The organism is Pseudacidovorax intermedius, assembly GCF_003350475.1.
Classification (GTDB): domain Bacteria; phylum Pseudomonadota; class Gammaproteobacteria; order Burkholderiales; family Burkholderiaceae_C; genus Xenophilus; species Xenophilus intermedius.
The window spans coordinates 181,874-194,809 of the sequence record NZ_QQAV01000006.1 but is presented as its reverse complement, the minus strand read 5'-3'; the positions used below and the strand labels follow the sequence as shown (position 1 = coordinate 194,809).

The 12,936-nt window shown below is 70.0% G+C and carries 16 protein-coding genes; all 16 read left to right on the top strand.

Annotated features, from left to right (window positions below):
* Positions 1-185: 185 nt before the first annotated feature.
* Positions 186-1,430, top strand: coding sequence for an IscS subfamily cysteine desulfurase (locus DFR41_RS16460; RefSeq protein WP_114803502.1), 1,245 nt, complete (start codon positions 186-188; stop codon positions 1,428-1,430).
* Between the two features lie 55 nt (positions 1,431-1,485).
* Positions 1,486-1,938, top strand: a complete 453-nt coding sequence (gene iscU / locus DFR41_RS16455) for a Fe-S cluster assembly scaffold IscU (RefSeq protein ID WP_017757534.1) — start codon at positions 1,486-1,488, stop codon at positions 1,936-1,938.
* Between the two features lie 37 nt (positions 1,939-1,975).
* Positions 1,976-2,350, top strand: coding sequence for an iron-sulfur cluster insertion protein ErpA (gene erpA / locus DFR41_RS16450; protein WP_114803501.1), 375 nt, complete (start codon positions 1,976-1,978; stop codon positions 2,348-2,350).
* Between the two features lie 15 nt (positions 2,351-2,365).
* Positions 2,366-2,689, top strand: coding sequence for an iron-sulfur cluster assembly protein IscA (gene iscA / locus DFR41_RS16445; RefSeq protein ID WP_114803500.1), 324 nt, complete (start codon positions 2,366-2,368; stop codon positions 2,687-2,689).
* Between the two features lie 195 nt (positions 2,690-2,884).
* Positions 2,885-4,759 carry a Fe-S protein assembly chaperone HscA gene (gene hscA, locus DFR41_RS16440; protein ID WP_114803499.1) on the top strand — a complete coding sequence of 625 codons (1,875 nt, stop codon included), beginning with the start codon at positions 2,885-2,887 and terminating at the stop codon, positions 4,757-4,759.
* A 20-nt stretch (positions 4,760-4,779) separates the two neighbouring features.
* Positions 4,780-5,115: an ISC system 2Fe-2S type ferredoxin gene (gene fdx / locus DFR41_RS16435; protein ID WP_114803498.1), complete on the top strand. Its 336-nt coding sequence runs from the start codon at positions 4,780-4,782 to the stop codon at positions 5,113-5,115.
* A 520-nt stretch (positions 5,116-5,635) separates the two neighbouring features.
* Positions 5,636-6,790, top strand: a complete 1,155-nt coding sequence (nifV, locus tag DFR41_RS16430) for a homocitrate synthase (RefSeq protein WP_114803497.1) — start codon at positions 5,636-5,638, stop codon at positions 6,788-6,790.
* Between the two features lie 26 nt (positions 6,791-6,816).
* Positions 6,817-7,578, top strand: coding sequence for a serine O-acetyltransferase (gene cysE, locus DFR41_RS16425; RefSeq protein ID WP_114803612.1), 762 nt, complete (start codon positions 6,817-6,819; stop codon positions 7,576-7,578).
* 6 nt (positions 7,579-7,584) lie between these two features.
* A complete protein-coding gene (gene nifW / locus DFR41_RS16420) occupies positions 7,585-7,923 on the top strand; it encodes a nitrogenase stabilizing/protective protein NifW (protein WP_114803496.1) in 339 nt (112 codons plus the stop codon).
* A gap of 16 nt (positions 7,924-7,939) precedes the next feature.
* Positions 7,940-8,788, top strand: a complete 849-nt coding sequence (locus DFR41_RS16415) for an electron transfer flavoprotein subunit beta/FixA family protein (RefSeq protein ID WP_114803495.1) — start codon at positions 7,940-7,942, stop codon at positions 8,786-8,788.
* The gene (locus tag DFR41_RS16410; RefSeq protein WP_114803494.1) at positions 8,785-9,897 is read left to right on the top strand and encodes an electron transfer flavoprotein subunit alpha/FixB family protein; all 1,113 of its coding nucleotides are present in this window, start codon (positions 8,785-8,787) and stop codon (positions 9,895-9,897) included. Before DFR41_RS16415 ends, DFR41_RS16410 begins: the two co-directional genes overlap by 4 nt.
* A 21-nt stretch (positions 9,898-9,918) precedes the next feature.
* Complete coding sequence (locus DFR41_RS16405) at positions 9,919-11,229, top strand: FAD-dependent monooxygenase (RefSeq protein WP_114803493.1); 1,311 nt, start codon at positions 9,919-9,921, stop codon at positions 11,227-11,229.
* On the top strand, positions 11,226-11,525 hold the full coding sequence (locus DFR41_RS16400; protein ID WP_114803492.1) for a ferredoxin family protein: 300 nt from the start codon (positions 11,226-11,228) through the stop codon (positions 11,523-11,525). The genes DFR41_RS16405 and DFR41_RS16400 overlap by 4 nt, the downstream gene beginning before the upstream one ends.
* Positions 11,525-11,986 carry a ferritin-like domain-containing protein gene (locus DFR41_RS16395; RefSeq protein WP_017757099.1) on the top strand — a complete coding sequence of 154 codons (462 nt, stop codon included), beginning with the start codon at positions 11,525-11,527 and terminating at the stop codon, positions 11,984-11,986. The genes DFR41_RS16400 and DFR41_RS16395 overlap by 1 nt, the downstream gene beginning before the upstream one ends.
* A gap of 105 nt (positions 11,987-12,091) precedes the next feature.
* On the top strand, positions 12,092-12,415 hold the full coding sequence (locus tag DFR41_RS16390; RefSeq protein ID WP_017757100.1) for a (2Fe-2S) ferredoxin domain-containing protein: 324 nt from the start codon (positions 12,092-12,094) through the stop codon (positions 12,413-12,415).
* On the top strand, positions 12,412-12,921 hold the full coding sequence (locus DFR41_RS16385) for a hypothetical protein (protein ID WP_114803491.1): 510 nt from the start codon (positions 12,412-12,414) through the stop codon (positions 12,919-12,921). Before DFR41_RS16390 ends, DFR41_RS16385 begins: the two co-directional genes overlap by 4 nt.
* Positions 12,922-12,936: the final 15 nt, after the last annotated feature.

Genomic DNA, 12,936 nt, shown 5'->3' with positions numbered 1-12,936 from the left:
CCGTCGCGACGCGTGCCGGACATTCACGACAAACGGGACATGGCCCGCCGCGCCTTACCTTGATCCAGCGCACAAATCCAACAAAAAAATCGCCCGCGGACCCCATCGGGAGTGGGCTTTCGTGCGATTCGGGCGTGGCACCGATGTTGCAAAAGCACTGGCGTCTAGCCCACCAGGAGCCCGCCATGTCCGACCTTCCCCGCGACACAGCCAACGCCCGCCCCGCGCGTCCCATCTACCTGGACTACGCCGCCACCACGCCGGTGGACCGCCGCGTGGCCACGCGCATGCTGCCCTACCTCAGCGAGATCTATGGCAACCCCGCCAGCCGCTCGCACGCCTACGGCTGGGCCGCCGAGGAGGCGGTGGAACTGGCTCGCGAACAAGTTTGCGCACTGGTCAATGCCGACCCGCGCGAGATCGTGTGGACCTCGGGCGCCACCGAGTCCAACAACCTCGCCATCAAGGGCGCGGCCCGCTTCTACGCCGGCAAGGGTCGCCACCTGGTGACCGTGGCCACCGAGCACAAGGCCGTGCTCGACAGCATGCGCGAGCTGGAGCGCGAGGGTTATGAAGTGACGGTGCTACCGGTCGACGCCGACGGCCTGGTGGACCTGGAGCGCTTCGCCGCCGCCCTGCGGCCCGACACGGTGCTCGCCTCGGTGATGGCCGTGAACAACGAGACCGGTGTGGTGCAGGACATCACCACGCTGGGCACGCTGTGCCGCGAGCGCGGCGTGTTCTTCCACGTCGATGCCGCACAGGCCGCCGGGAAGATCGCCATCGACCTGGCGCAATGGCCGGTGGACCTGATGTCGCTGTCGGCCCACAAGCTCTATGGCCCCAAGGGCATCGGCGCGCTGTACGTGCGCCGCAAGCCGCGCGTGCGGCTCGACGCCCAGATGCACGGCGGCGGCCACGAGCGCGGCATGCGCTCGGGCACTCTGCCGGTGCACCAGATCGTGGGCATGGGCGAGGCCTTCTGGCTGGCGCGCGAACAGATGGCCGCCGACAACGCCCGCATCCTGGCCCTGCGCGAGCGGCTGTGGAACGGCCTGCGCACGCTGGAGGCGGTGGCCCTCAACGGCCATGCCGAGCGGCGCGCGCCCGGCTACCTCAACGTGAGCTTCAACTATGTCGAGGGCGAATCGCTGCTGATGGGCATCAAGGGCGTGGCCGTGTCCTCGGGCTCGGCCTGCACCTCCGCCAGCCTGGAGCCCAGCTACGTGCTGCGCGCCATGGGCCGCAGCGACGAGCTGGCCCACAGCTCGGTGCGCTTCTCCATCGGCCGCTTCACCACCGAGGCCGAGATCGACGCCACCGTCGCCCAGGTGCGCGAGGTGGTGCAGCGCCTGCGCGCCATGAGCCCGCTGTGGGACCTGGTGCAGGCCGGCGTGGATCTCGATTCCATCCAGTGGGCCGAGCACTGAGCGACCGCCTCCTGACGACCCTCCTCTTCCAACCTTCGACACGGAGCAAGGCTTCATGGCATACAGCGACAAGGTCATCGACCACTACGAGAACCCCCGCAACGTCGGCGCCTTCGAGGCCGGCGACGAGAACGTCGGCACCGGCATGGTGGGCGCGCCGGCCTGCGGCGACGTGATGCGCCTGCAGATCCGCGTCAACGCCGACGGCGTGATCGAGGACGCCAGGTTCAAGACCTACGGCTGCGGATCGGCCATCGCGTCGAGCTCGCTGGTGACCGAGTGGGTGCGCGGCCGCACGCTGGACGAGGCGCTGGCCATCAAGAACGCGCAGATCGCCGAAGAGCTGGCCCTGCCGCCCGTCAAGATCCACTGCTCCATCCTGGCCGAGGACGCCATCAAGGCCGCCGTGGCCGACTTCCGCGCCCGCCAGGCCACGCGGCAGGCCGCTGCGGCCGAGGCCCAGGTGCTGGCCGAGCAGCCGGCCTGCGCCAGCACCGGCCGCCACTGAATCCCCTTTTTTCCCGCCCCTTTCCAAGGAGAACCCGATGGACGCCATCGCCCTCAACCCCACGGTCGATCCGATCGCCATGCCCGCCCTGCTCGAATTCACGTCCCGCGCCGCCGCCAAGGTGGCCTCGCTGATCGAGGAGGAAGGCAACCCCGCCCTGAAGCTGCGCCTGTATGTCACCGGCGGCGGCTGCTCGGGCTTCCAGTACGGCTTCGCTTTCGACGACCAGATTGCCGAGGACGACACCACCGTGGTCACCGAGGGCGTGGCCCTGGTGGTGGACGCGATGAGCCAGCAATACCTGCTGGGCGCCCAGGTGGACTACGAGGAGGGGCTGGAAGGCTCGCGCTTCGTGATCCACAACCCCAACGCCCAGAGCACCTGCGGCTGCGGCTCGTCCTTCTCCGTCTGAGCGGGAGCCCTGGCGATGACCGTCTCCCTGACTCCCTCCGCCGCACGGCATGTGGCCCGCTCGCTGGTCAAGCGCGGCGGCGGCATCGGCCTGCGCCTCGCCGTCAAGACCAGCGGCTGCTCGGGCTATGCCTACGCCCTGGAGTTCGTCGACCGGCTCAACGACGACGACCAGTGCTTCGAGAGCGAGGGCGTGAACGTGGTCGTGGACGCGCGCAGCCTGGCCATGCTGGACGGCACCGAGCTGGACTTCGTGCGCGAGGGGCTGAACGAGGGCTTCAAGTTCAACAACCCGAACGCCAAGGCCAACTGCGGTTGTGGCGAGAGCTTCGCCGTATAGAGGGCACCCCCCCATGCCGCTTCGCGGCTCCCCCCCCTCTCTGGCGCCTTCGGCTTGGAGGGGGGGCGCACCCAGCGGCCTGGCAAAGCCAGTTCCGCGGGTGCTCCCGCGTGGCCTGCTCCGCGGCCTTTCGATCTGCGGCCGTGAGGCAGTTTCATGCGCCGTTGGTGGCGCGCAGCATCCGAAGACATTGACATGGCCCTCCTTCAGATTTCCGAACCCGGCCAGAGCGCCGCGCCGCACCAGCATCGGTTGGCGGCGGGCATCGACCTGGGCACCACCCATTCGCTGATCGCCACGGTGCAGAGCGCGCAGGCGCGCTGCCTGCCCGACGAGGAGGGGCGGCTGCTGCTGCCTTCGGTGGTGCGCTACCTGCCCGGGGGTGGACTGGCGCTGGGGCACGAGGCGCGGGATCGGCAGGCCGAGGATCCGCGCAACACCATCGTGTCGGCCAAGCGCTTCATGGGGCGGCGGCTGGCCGACCTGCCCGAGGCCGCCGGGCTGCCCTACGACTTCGTCGACGGCCCCGGCATGGTGGGCCTGGCGACCGTGGCCGGCGAACGCTCGCCGGTGCAGGTGTCGGCCGAGATCCTCACGGCCTTGCGCGAGCGGGCCGAGTTCACGCTGGGCGGCCCGCTGGCCGGCGTGGTGATCACCGTGCCCGCGTACTTCGACGACGCCCAGCGCCAGGCCACCAAGGACGCCGCCCGGCTGGCCGGCCTCAATGTGCTGCGTCTGCTGAACGAGCCCACGGCCGCCGCCATCGCCTACGGGCTGGACCAGGGCAGCGAAGGCACCTTCGCCATCTACGACCTGGGCGGCGGCACCTTCGACATCTCGGTGCTGCACCTGTCGCATGGCGTGTTCGAGGTGCTCGCCACGGGTGGCGACTCCGCCCTGGGCGGGGACGACTTCGACCGCGCCATTGCCGAGTGGTTCTGCGGCGAGCACGGGCTCGGCGGCCTCTCGGCCCTGCCGCCCGCGGCCCAGCGTGCGCTGCTGGCCGAGTCGCGCCGCGCCAAGGAGGCCCTGAGCGACGCGCCCGAGGCCACCCTGACGCTGACCGTGCAGGACGGGCGGCACTGGCAGGCTCGCCTCACGCATGCCCAACTGGCCGAGCTGGGCCAGCCGCTCATCGCCCGCACGCTGGCGGCCTGCCGGCGCGCGATGCGCGATGCGCGGCTCGGCGCGCATGAGCTCAGCGGCGTGGTGCTGGTGGGCGGCTCCACCCGCATGCCGCTGGTGCGCGAGGCCGTGCGACAGCACTTCGGCCATGAACCGCTGTGCAGCATCGACCCCGACCAGGTCGTGGCCCTGGGCGCCGCCCTGCAGGCCGACGCGCTGGCAGGCAACGGCCGCGGCGACGAATGGCTGCTGCTGGACGTGTGCCCGCTGTCGCTGGGCCTGGAGACCATGGGCGGGCTGGTGGAGAAGGTCATCCCCCGCAACACCACGCTGCCGGCCGCGCGGGCGCAGGAGTTCACCACCTTCAAGGACGGCCAGACCGCGATGGCCGTGCACGTGGTGCAGGGCGAGCGCGAATCGGTGGCCGACTGCCGGTCGCTGGCGCGCTTCACGCTGCACGGCATTCCGCCGGCGGCCGCGGGCGCGGCACGCATCCGCGTCACCTTCCAGATCGATGCCGACGGCCTGCTGTCGGTGAGCGCGCGCGAACTGACCACGGGTGTCGAGGCGCATGTGGAGGTCAAGCCCACCTACGGCCTGGCCGACGCGCAGATCGCCGGCATGCTGCAGGAGGCCATCGGGTCCTCGCAGGCCGACATGCAACTGCGCATGCTGCGCGAGGCGCAGGTGGATGCACGGCGCCTGCTGGACGCCACGGAATCGGCCCTGGCGCAGGATGCGGCGCTGCTGTCGCCGGCCGAACTGGCGGCGATCCGGCAAGCCATGTTCACCGTGGCCGATGCGCTGGAGACGCAGGCCGCCGTGGCCGAGCTCAAGGCCGCATCCACGGCCCTGTCGGCCGCGACCGAATCCTTTGCGGCCCAGCGTATGAACGCCTCGATCCAGCGCGCGCTGGCGGGCCGTGCGCTGGACACGCTGGCCTGATCCCACAAAAGCCTTCTGCCATGCCCCAGGTCCGCGTCCTGCCCCATCCCGATCTGTGCCCCGAGGGCCGGGTCCTCGAACTCAAGCGCGGTGCCTCGCTGTGCGAAGGCCTGCTGGCGGCCGGCGTCGCCATCGAGCATGCCTGCGAGATGGTGGCCGCCTGCGCCACCTGCCACGTCTATGTGCGCGAGGGCGCCGCCTCGCTCGCGCCGCCGGACGACGAAGAGAACGACCAGCTGGACAACGCCTGGGGCCTGGAAGCCCAGTCGCGCTTGGCCTGCTGCGTGAAGCTGCGCGACGCAGACGTGACCATCGAGCTGCCCCGGCATACGCGCAACCACGCGCGGGAGAAATAGAGAAGGCACCCCCCATGCCGCTTCGCGGCTCCCCCCTCTCTGGCGCCTTCGGCTTGGAGGGGGGCGCACCCCGAGGCCTGGCAAAGCCAGTTCCTCGGGTGCCCTGGTATGGCCTGCTCCGCGGCCATTCGATCCTGGCGCCGCACCGGTTTCATGCGATGCGCGCGCGGCGCTGAAGTGAAAAGCCCCCCATGCCGCTTCGCGGCTCCCCCCTCTCTTGCGCCTTCGGCTTGGAGGGGGGCGCACCCCGAGGCCTGGCAAAGCCAGTTCCTCGGGTGCCCTGGCATGGCCTGCTCCGCGGCCATTCGAACCTGGCGCCGCACCGGCTTCATGCGATGCGGATGGCGCGCGGCGCCCTGGAAAACCGGCAAGGCGTGAACGGACCCGCGTCCTGTCCGAAACAGCACATTCGCTACAGGCACAGGGTCCTGCTCGTCACATCGGTCGCGACAAAACGCCACTCTGAAGCTCATCTCCGCGTGGCACGCGCTTTGCGATGACATTCGCAAGGACCCACGACATGCCACATCCCCCCGTCATCAACGACACCACCCTGCGCGACGGCGAGCAGACCGCCGGCGTCGCCTTCACGGTGCAGGAGAAGTGCGCCATCGCCCACGCCCTGGCCGCGGCCGGCGTGCCGGAGATGGAGATCGGCATCCCCATCATGGGCGAGGAGGAGATCGCCTGCATCAACGCCATCGCGGCGCAGGCCCGGCCCGCCACACTGATGGTGTGGGGCCGCCTGACCGAGGCCGACCTGGCCGCCGCGCTGCGCTGCGATGCCGACATCGTGCACCTGTCGATCTCGGTCTCGGACATCCAGCTGCAGCACAAGCTGGGCCGCTCGCGCGACTGGGTGCTTCAGGAGATCGGCCGCATCATCGGCGCCGCCGCGCGCACCGGCCGCAGCATTTCCTTCGGTGCCGAGGACGCCTCGCGCGCCGACCCCGCTTTCCTGGCCGCCGCCGCGTGCCAGGCCCGCGACCACGGCGCGCGCCGCGTGCGCTATGCGGACACGCTGGGCGTGCTCGACCCCTTCTCCACGTACGCGGCCATTGCCGGGCTGCGCACAGCCGTGGGCAACGCGATGGAGATCGAGGTCCATGCCCACAACGACCTGGGCCTGGCCACCGCCAACACCCTGGCCGCGCTGCGGGCCGGCGCCACCCACGCCAGCACCACCGTCAACGGCCTGGGCGAGCGGGCCGGCAATGCGGCGCTGGAAGAGGTGGTGATGGCCACCCGCCACTTGCAGCAGGGCGAGACGGGCGTCGACACGCGCCAGCTGGTCGGTATCTCGCAGCTGGTCGAGCAGGCTTCGGGCCGGCGCGTGGCCTTCAACAAGAGCATCGTGGGCGAGGCCGTGTTCACCCACGAGTCCGGCATCCATGTGGACGGTCTGCTCAAGAACGCCGCCACCTACGAAGCCTTCGACCCCGCCGAGGTGGGCCGCGAGCGCCGCACGGTGCTGGGCAAGCATTCGGGTTCGCAGGCCGTGCGCCACGCCTACCGCGCGCTGGGCATCGCCCTGGACGACGACGGGCTCACCCGCCGACTGCTCGCGCGCATCCGCCACCACGCGGTACAGGCCAAGCGCGCGCCCACGCAGGACGAGCTGCATGCCTTCCTGCGCGCCTCCCAGCAGGGCGGTGCCGGCGTGCTTGCCGCATGACGAACGACCGACACGAGGAGCCCGCCATGCCACCCAGTGCCGACGCCCTGACTGCCTCGCCGGCCGTGGCCGCCCCGGCCTCGTGGTTCACGCTGCTGCGTGGCGACGTGCGCTGCGTGCTGCAGCGCGATCCGGCGGCACGAAGCCTGATGGAAGTGTGGACCATCTATCCCGGCGTGCAGGCCATCGCCCTGCACCGCATCGCCCATGCCCTCTGGCACCGCGGCTGGCGCTACCTGCCGCGCTGGATCTCCTTCGCGGCGCGCTGGTTCACGCAGGTGGACATCCACCCCGGCGCGCGCATCGGCCAGCGCTTCTTCATCGACCATGGCTGCGGCGTCGTGATCGGCGAGACGGCCGAGATCGGCGACGACGTCACGCTCTTTCATGGCGTCACGCTCGGCGGCACCAGCGGATCACCCGGCAAGCGGCATCCCACGGTGGGCAGCGGCGTGATCGTGGGCGCGGGCGCCAAGGTGCTCGGCCCCATCGTCATCGGCGACCGGGCGCGCATCGCGGCCAACTCGGTGGTCATCGAGCCGGTGCCCGCGGACGCCACGGTGGTGGGCATCCCCGGCCGCGTGGTGGCGCGCGGACGCCGGCCACGCCACGGCTTCGACCTGGACCATCACCTCATTCCCGACCCGGTGGGCAAGGCCATCGCCTGCCTGCTCGACCGCGTGGCCCAGCTCGAGCGCGAGCGCGGCCTCGGCACCGACGACGCCGCCTGCCACGACTGCGACGCCGTGTGTGCCGCCCCCCCATCCCAACCCGCCTGCGAGGCATAAGCAGCCATGGAAAACTTCCTCCAGCAACTCAAGGCCCTCTCGTCGGCCGAGGACTTCCTGCAGTTCTTCGGCGTGCCCTTCGAACAGAAGGTCGTCAACGTGAGCCGGCTGCACATCCTCAAGCGCTTCTTCCAGTACATCCGGCAGGAGCAGTCGCTGGACCCATCCGACGAGCTGCAGATGTTCACCGCCTACCGCGGCCTGCTGCAGCGCGCGTATGGCGACTTCGTCAGCTCCACGCCGGCGCAAGAGAAGGTGTTCAAGGTCTTCCAGGACGTCGACGGCAAGCAGCACGTCACGCTGGAGAGCCTCAAGCGCACGCTGCCCATGCGGGCGGCGGCCTGAGACGCGGAGGTCCGACATGCACATCGTCGTCTGCATCAAGCAGGTGCCGGACTCGGCGCAGATCCGCGTCCATCCGGTGACCAACACCATCATGCGCCAGGGGGTGCCGGCCATCGTCAACCCCTACGACCTGTTCTCGCTCGAAGAGGCGCTGCGGCTCAAGGACCGGTTCGGCGGCAAGGTCACCGTGCTGTGCATGGGCCCGCCGCAGGCCGAGGAGGCGCTGCGCAAGTGCATCAGCTACGGTGCCGACGACGCGGTGCTGGTGACCGACCGCGCCTTCGCCGGGGCCGACACGCTGGCCACCTCGTACGCGCTGGCGGCCGGCATCCGGCAGATCGGCCGCGAACAGGCGGTGGACATTGTCTTCACCGGCAAGCAGACCATCGACGGCGACACGGCCCAGGTGGGCCCCGGCATCGCCAAGCGGATGGGCCTGCAGCTGCTGACCTACGTCTCGCGCATCGTCGAGACCGACCTGGACGGCCGCACCATCACCGTCGAGCGCCGGGCCGAAGGCGGCGTGCAGCAGCTGCGCACCGCCCTGCCCTGCCTGATCACCATGCTGGAGAACACCAACGAGCTGCGCTTCGCCTCGCTGCCGGCCATGATCCACGCCGCCGGCTATCCGGTGCGCAAGTGGAACAAGGAACAGGCCGGCATCGAGGACCTCGACAAGATCGGCCTCAAGGGCTCGCCCACCGTGGTCAGCAAGGTCTTCGGTCCGACGCCGCGCAGCGAGAAGGCCGAGATGCTGGCGCTGGAGGACTCCAGCCTGCGCGACGTCTCGCTGAACCTGCTGCAGAAGATCTTCACCCGGCATCCCACACTGGAAGCCGACCTCGCGATGAAGGAAGACGCATGAACGCCGCCGCCACCCCCGCCACGCCTGCCGCCAAGCGCCCCGCCGGGCGCGGGCGCAACCTGGAGCTGCCCGAGCACCTGAAGGCCTACAAGGGCGTCTGGGTGTTCATCGAGCACGACCGCGGCCATGTGCACAGCGTCTCGTGGGAGCTGCTGGGCGAGGCCCGCAAGCTCGCCGACAAGCTGGGCAGCAGCGTGGGCGTCGCCATCCTGGGCGGTCCCGACGAGAAGCTGGAAGCCTTCGCCGCCGAGGCCTTCGGCTACGGCGCCGACAAGGCCTACATCGTCCACGACCCGGTGCTGCTGGGCTACCGCAACGAGCCCTTCACCAAGGGCCTGACGGACCTGGTCAACAAGTACCAGCCCGAGATCCTGCTGCTGGGTGCCACTTCCATGGGCCGCGACCTGGCGGGCTCGGTGGCCACCACGCTGCTGACCGGCCTGACGGCGGACTGCACCGAGCTGAACATCGACCCGACCTCACGCGCCCTGGCGGCCACGCGGCCCACTTTCGGCGGCTCGCTGCTGTGCACGATCATGACGCTGGCCTACCGGCCGCAGATGGCCACCGTGCGCCCGCGCGTGATGGCCATGCCGCGTGCCGAGGAAGGCCGCAGCGGCGAGGTGGTGCAGGAAACGCTGGGCATGGTGGAAAGCAGCATCGTCACCAAGCTGCTGGACTTCCTGCCCGATGCAACCAGCAACCAGATCAACCTGCCCTACGCCGACGTCATCGTCAGCGGCGGCAAGGGCCTGAAGAACCCCGAGAACTTCAAGCTCGTGTTCGAGCTGGCCCGCGTGCTTGGCGGCGAGGTGGGCGCCACCCGCCCCTGCGTGCAGGCCGGCTGGGTCGAGGCCGACCGCCAGGTGGGCCAGACCGGCAAGACGGTGCGGCCCAAGCTCTACATCGCGGCGGGCATCTCCGGCGCCATCCAGCACCGGGTGGGCATGGAGAGCTCGGACGTGATCGTCGCCATCAACACCGACCCCAACGCGCCCATCTTCGACTTTGCGCACTACGGCATCGTGGGCAACGCGCTGCAGGTGCTGCCCGCGCTCACGGCCGCCTTCGCCGAGCACCTGGGCAAGCGCCGGCGCCTGGTCGCCTGACACCCCCGAGGAGCACGCCCCATGAGAAAGCCATCCCAGTTCGACGCCATCGTCGTCGGTGCCGGCCCGTCCGGCAACGCAGCCGCCTACACGCTGGCCAAGGCCGGCCTGAAGGTGCTGCAGATCGAGCGCGGGGAATACCCCGGCAGCAAGAACGTGCAGGGTGCCATCCTGTACGCCAATGCGCTGGAACAGATCATTCCCGACTTCCGCGAGGACGCGCCGCTGGAGCGCCACATCATCGAACAGCGCCTGTGGGTGCTGGACGACACCAGCTTCGTCGGTACGCATGTGCGCAGCAGCGACTACGACAAGCCGCCCTACAACCGCTACACCATCATCCGCGCGCAGTTCGACAAGTGGTTCAGCGCGAAGGTGCGCGAGGCCGGCGCGCTGCTGATCTGCGAGACCACCGTCCAGCAGCTCATCATGGACGGCGACCAGGTGGTGGGCGTGCAGTGCGACCGCGAGGCCGGCGACGTGTATGCCGACGTGGTGATCCTGGCCGACGGCGTCAACTCCACGCTGGCGCGCAAGGCGGGCTTCCATGGCGAGATCCAGGCCGGCAACGTGGCCCTGGCGGTCAAGGAGATCCTCTTCATGCCCGAAGAGACCATCCGCCAACGCTTCAACATCGGCGAGGAGTCGGGCGCGGTCATCGAGATGGTGGGCCGCATCACCGATGGGATGATGGGCACCGGCTTCCTCTACACCAACAAGGAGTCGCTGACCATCGGCGTGGGCTGCATGCTGGGCGACTTCAAGGCCAACCCCAGCCGCACCAGCCCCTACGTGCTGCTGGAGCAGATGAAGCGCCATCCCGCCATCGCGCCGCTGATCGAGGGCGGCGAGATGAAGGAGTACTGCGCGCACCTGATCCCCGAAGGCGGCTTCCACGCCATCCCGCAGGTCTACGGCAACGGCTGGATGATCGTGGGCGACTCGGGCGGCTTCGTCAACGCGGCGCACCGCGAGGGCTCCAACCTGGCCATGACCACGGGCCGGCTGGCCGCCGAGACCGTGATCGCCGCCAAGGCCGCGGGCCAGGGCTACCGGGCCGAGCGCCTGAAGGCCTACAAGACCGCGCTGGACGACTCCTTCGTGATGAAGGACCTGCACAAGTACCGCGACATGCCCGGCGTGCTGCACAGGAACCCGCAGTTCTTCACCACCTACCCCGACCTCGTCGCGCAGGCGGCCCGCACCATGATCACCGTGGACGGTGTGGACAAGAAGACCAAGGAGCGCGAGATCTTCGCCAGCTTCCGCAAGACCCGCCGCTGGAGCGGCCTGATGGGCGACGCCTACAAACTCTGGAGAGCCTTCCGATGAACGCCATTGCCGTCAACGTGGAAGAGAAGCTCTTCCAGAACCGCTACCGCGTGGACGCGGGCCGTCCGCACATCCGCATCAAGGACAGCGAGGTCTGCACCAACGAATGCCGCTCGCAGAGCTGCACCTTCGTGTGCCCGGCCTCCTGCTACAAGGCCGAGGGCAATGGGCGGGTGACGCTGATCACCGACGGCTGCCTCGAATGCGGCAGCTGCCGGATCATCTGCAGCGAGCACGCCAACGTGGAGTGGGAATACCCCCGCGGCGGCCACGGCATCCTCTTCAAGTTCGGCTGATGATCGACGACATCGAGACCTTCCTGGTCCACGCCATCACGCTGGAGCGCGACGCCGCGCGCCGCTACGAGGACCTGGCCCAGGTGATGCGCACCGCCGGCAACGACGAGGTGCGCAAGCTCTTCGAGCGCATGGCGCACTTCTCGCGCCTGCACCTGAACGAGGCCATGGAGCGCGGCGGCTTCCGCGAGCTGCCCGTGCTGGCGCCGGCCGACTTCCAGTGGCCCGGCGGCGACAGCCCCGAGGCTGCCAGCTGGCACGGCATCGACGGCCTGATCGACGTGCCGGCCGCGCTGGAGATCGCGCTCGAGGGCGAACGCGCCGGCACCGCCTTCTACGAGGGCGTGGCCGACGCCGCCAACGACTCCGAGGTCGTGCGCATGGCGCGCGAGTTCGCCAGCGAAGAGGCCGGCCACGTCTGCGAGCTGCAGCGCTGGATCGCGCACATCGCGACCGCCTGACGGACACGTCGCTCCCACGCTGCCTTGCAACGGCAAGTGCTGCCACGCGCAGCGCTGGCGCCGCGGCGGCCTTTCCTTCCATCCCACGACCAACAGGAGGCCCGCATGGCCCGCCCCGAACGACATGTCTTCGTCTGCACTCAGAACCGCCCGCCGCAGCATCCGCGCGGCTCCTGCGGCGCCAAGGGCTCGACCGCCGTGCTGCAGGCCTTCTGGGCCGAGCTGCAGAAGCGCCAGGCCTATGAGAAGGTGGCCATCACCTATTCCGGCTGCATGGGCCCCTGCGACCAGGGCGTGAACGTGCTGGTGTACCCCGAGGCCGTGCTCTACAGCCGCGTGACACCGGAGGACGTGCAGGAGATCTTCGACAGCCACCTCGAAAAGGGCGAGCCGGTCGAACGGCTGCGCGCGGCCGAGGCGGTCTGGTGAACCTCTTCACCGGCGAGGAGGCCGACGCCTTCTTCGGCGGCGAGGTGCCGCCGGCCGTGCGGCACCTGGTGGACGAAGCGCGCAGCAAGCCGCGCGAGGAAGCGGCCGTGGCGCTCTGGACCGCCGTGCTGGCCTCGCCGCAGGCGCTGCCCGTGTACTACCTGCTCTACAAGCTGCATGCCGGCCAGGGCGAACTGGCGCAGGCGCAGCGCGCCGCGGAGCGCGGGCTCAGCGCCGCGGCCGCGGTCGCCGGCCTGCCTTCGGACTGGCGGCAGGTGCGGCCCGGCATGGCGGACTTCCTGCAACCGGGCGCCGCGCGCTTCTGGCTGTTCACACTGAAGGCCCAGGCCTTCATCCTCCTGCGGCGCGGCGAGCCGGCGCAGGTCGCCGAACGGCTGGAGCACCTGCGCCTGCTGGACCCTGCCGACCACATGGGCGCCAGCGTCGTCGCCCAGTTGCTCGCGCAGCACGATGTCGGTGTGCGACCGACGACGTCGGGTTGCTGACAACACCTACGAGCA

Coding starts and splice junctions, on each gene's coding strand:
- DFR41_RS16460 (WP_114803502.1), top strand. CDS start 186: ATGTCCGACCTTCCCCGCGACACAGCCAACGCCCGCCCCGCGCGTCCC.
- iscU (WP_017757534.1), top strand. CDS start 1,486: ATGGCATACAGCGACAAGGTCATCGACCACTACGAGAACCCCCGCAAC.
- erpA (WP_114803501.1), top strand. CDS start 1,976: ATGGACGCCATCGCCCTCAACCCCACGGTCGATCCGATCGCCATGCCC.
- iscA (WP_114803500.1), top strand. CDS start 2,366: ATGACCGTCTCCCTGACTCCCTCCGCCGCACGGCATGTGGCCCGCTCG.
- hscA (WP_114803499.1), top strand. CDS start 2,885: ATGGCCCTCCTTCAGATTTCCGAACCCGGCCAGAGCGCCGCGCCGCAC.
- fdx (WP_114803498.1), top strand. CDS start 4,780: ATGCCCCAGGTCCGCGTCCTGCCCCATCCCGATCTGTGCCCCGAGGGC.
- nifV (WP_114803497.1), top strand. CDS start 5,636: ATGCCACATCCCCCCGTCATCAACGACACCACCCTGCGCGACGGCGAG.
- cysE (WP_114803612.1), top strand. CDS start 6,817: ATGCCACCCAGTGCCGACGCCCTGACTGCCTCGCCGGCCGTGGCCGCC.
- nifW (WP_114803496.1), top strand. CDS start 7,585: ATGGAAAACTTCCTCCAGCAACTCAAGGCCCTCTCGTCGGCCGAGGAC.
- DFR41_RS16415 (WP_114803495.1), top strand. CDS start 7,940: ATGCACATCGTCGTCTGCATCAAGCAGGTGCCGGACTCGGCGCAGATC.
- DFR41_RS16410 (WP_114803494.1), top strand. CDS start 8,785: ATGAACGCCGCCGCCACCCCCGCCACGCCTGCCGCCAAGCGCCCCGCC.
- DFR41_RS16405 (WP_114803493.1), top strand. CDS start 9,919: ATGAGAAAGCCATCCCAGTTCGACGCCATCGTCGTCGGTGCCGGCCCG.
- DFR41_RS16400 (WP_114803492.1), top strand. CDS start 11,226: ATGAACGCCATTGCCGTCAACGTGGAAGAGAAGCTCTTCCAGAACCGC.
- DFR41_RS16395 (WP_017757099.1), top strand. CDS start 11,525: ATGATCGACGACATCGAGACCTTCCTGGTCCACGCCATCACGCTGGAG.
- DFR41_RS16390 (WP_017757100.1), top strand. CDS start 12,092: ATGGCCCGCCCCGAACGACATGTCTTCGTCTGCACTCAGAACCGCCCG.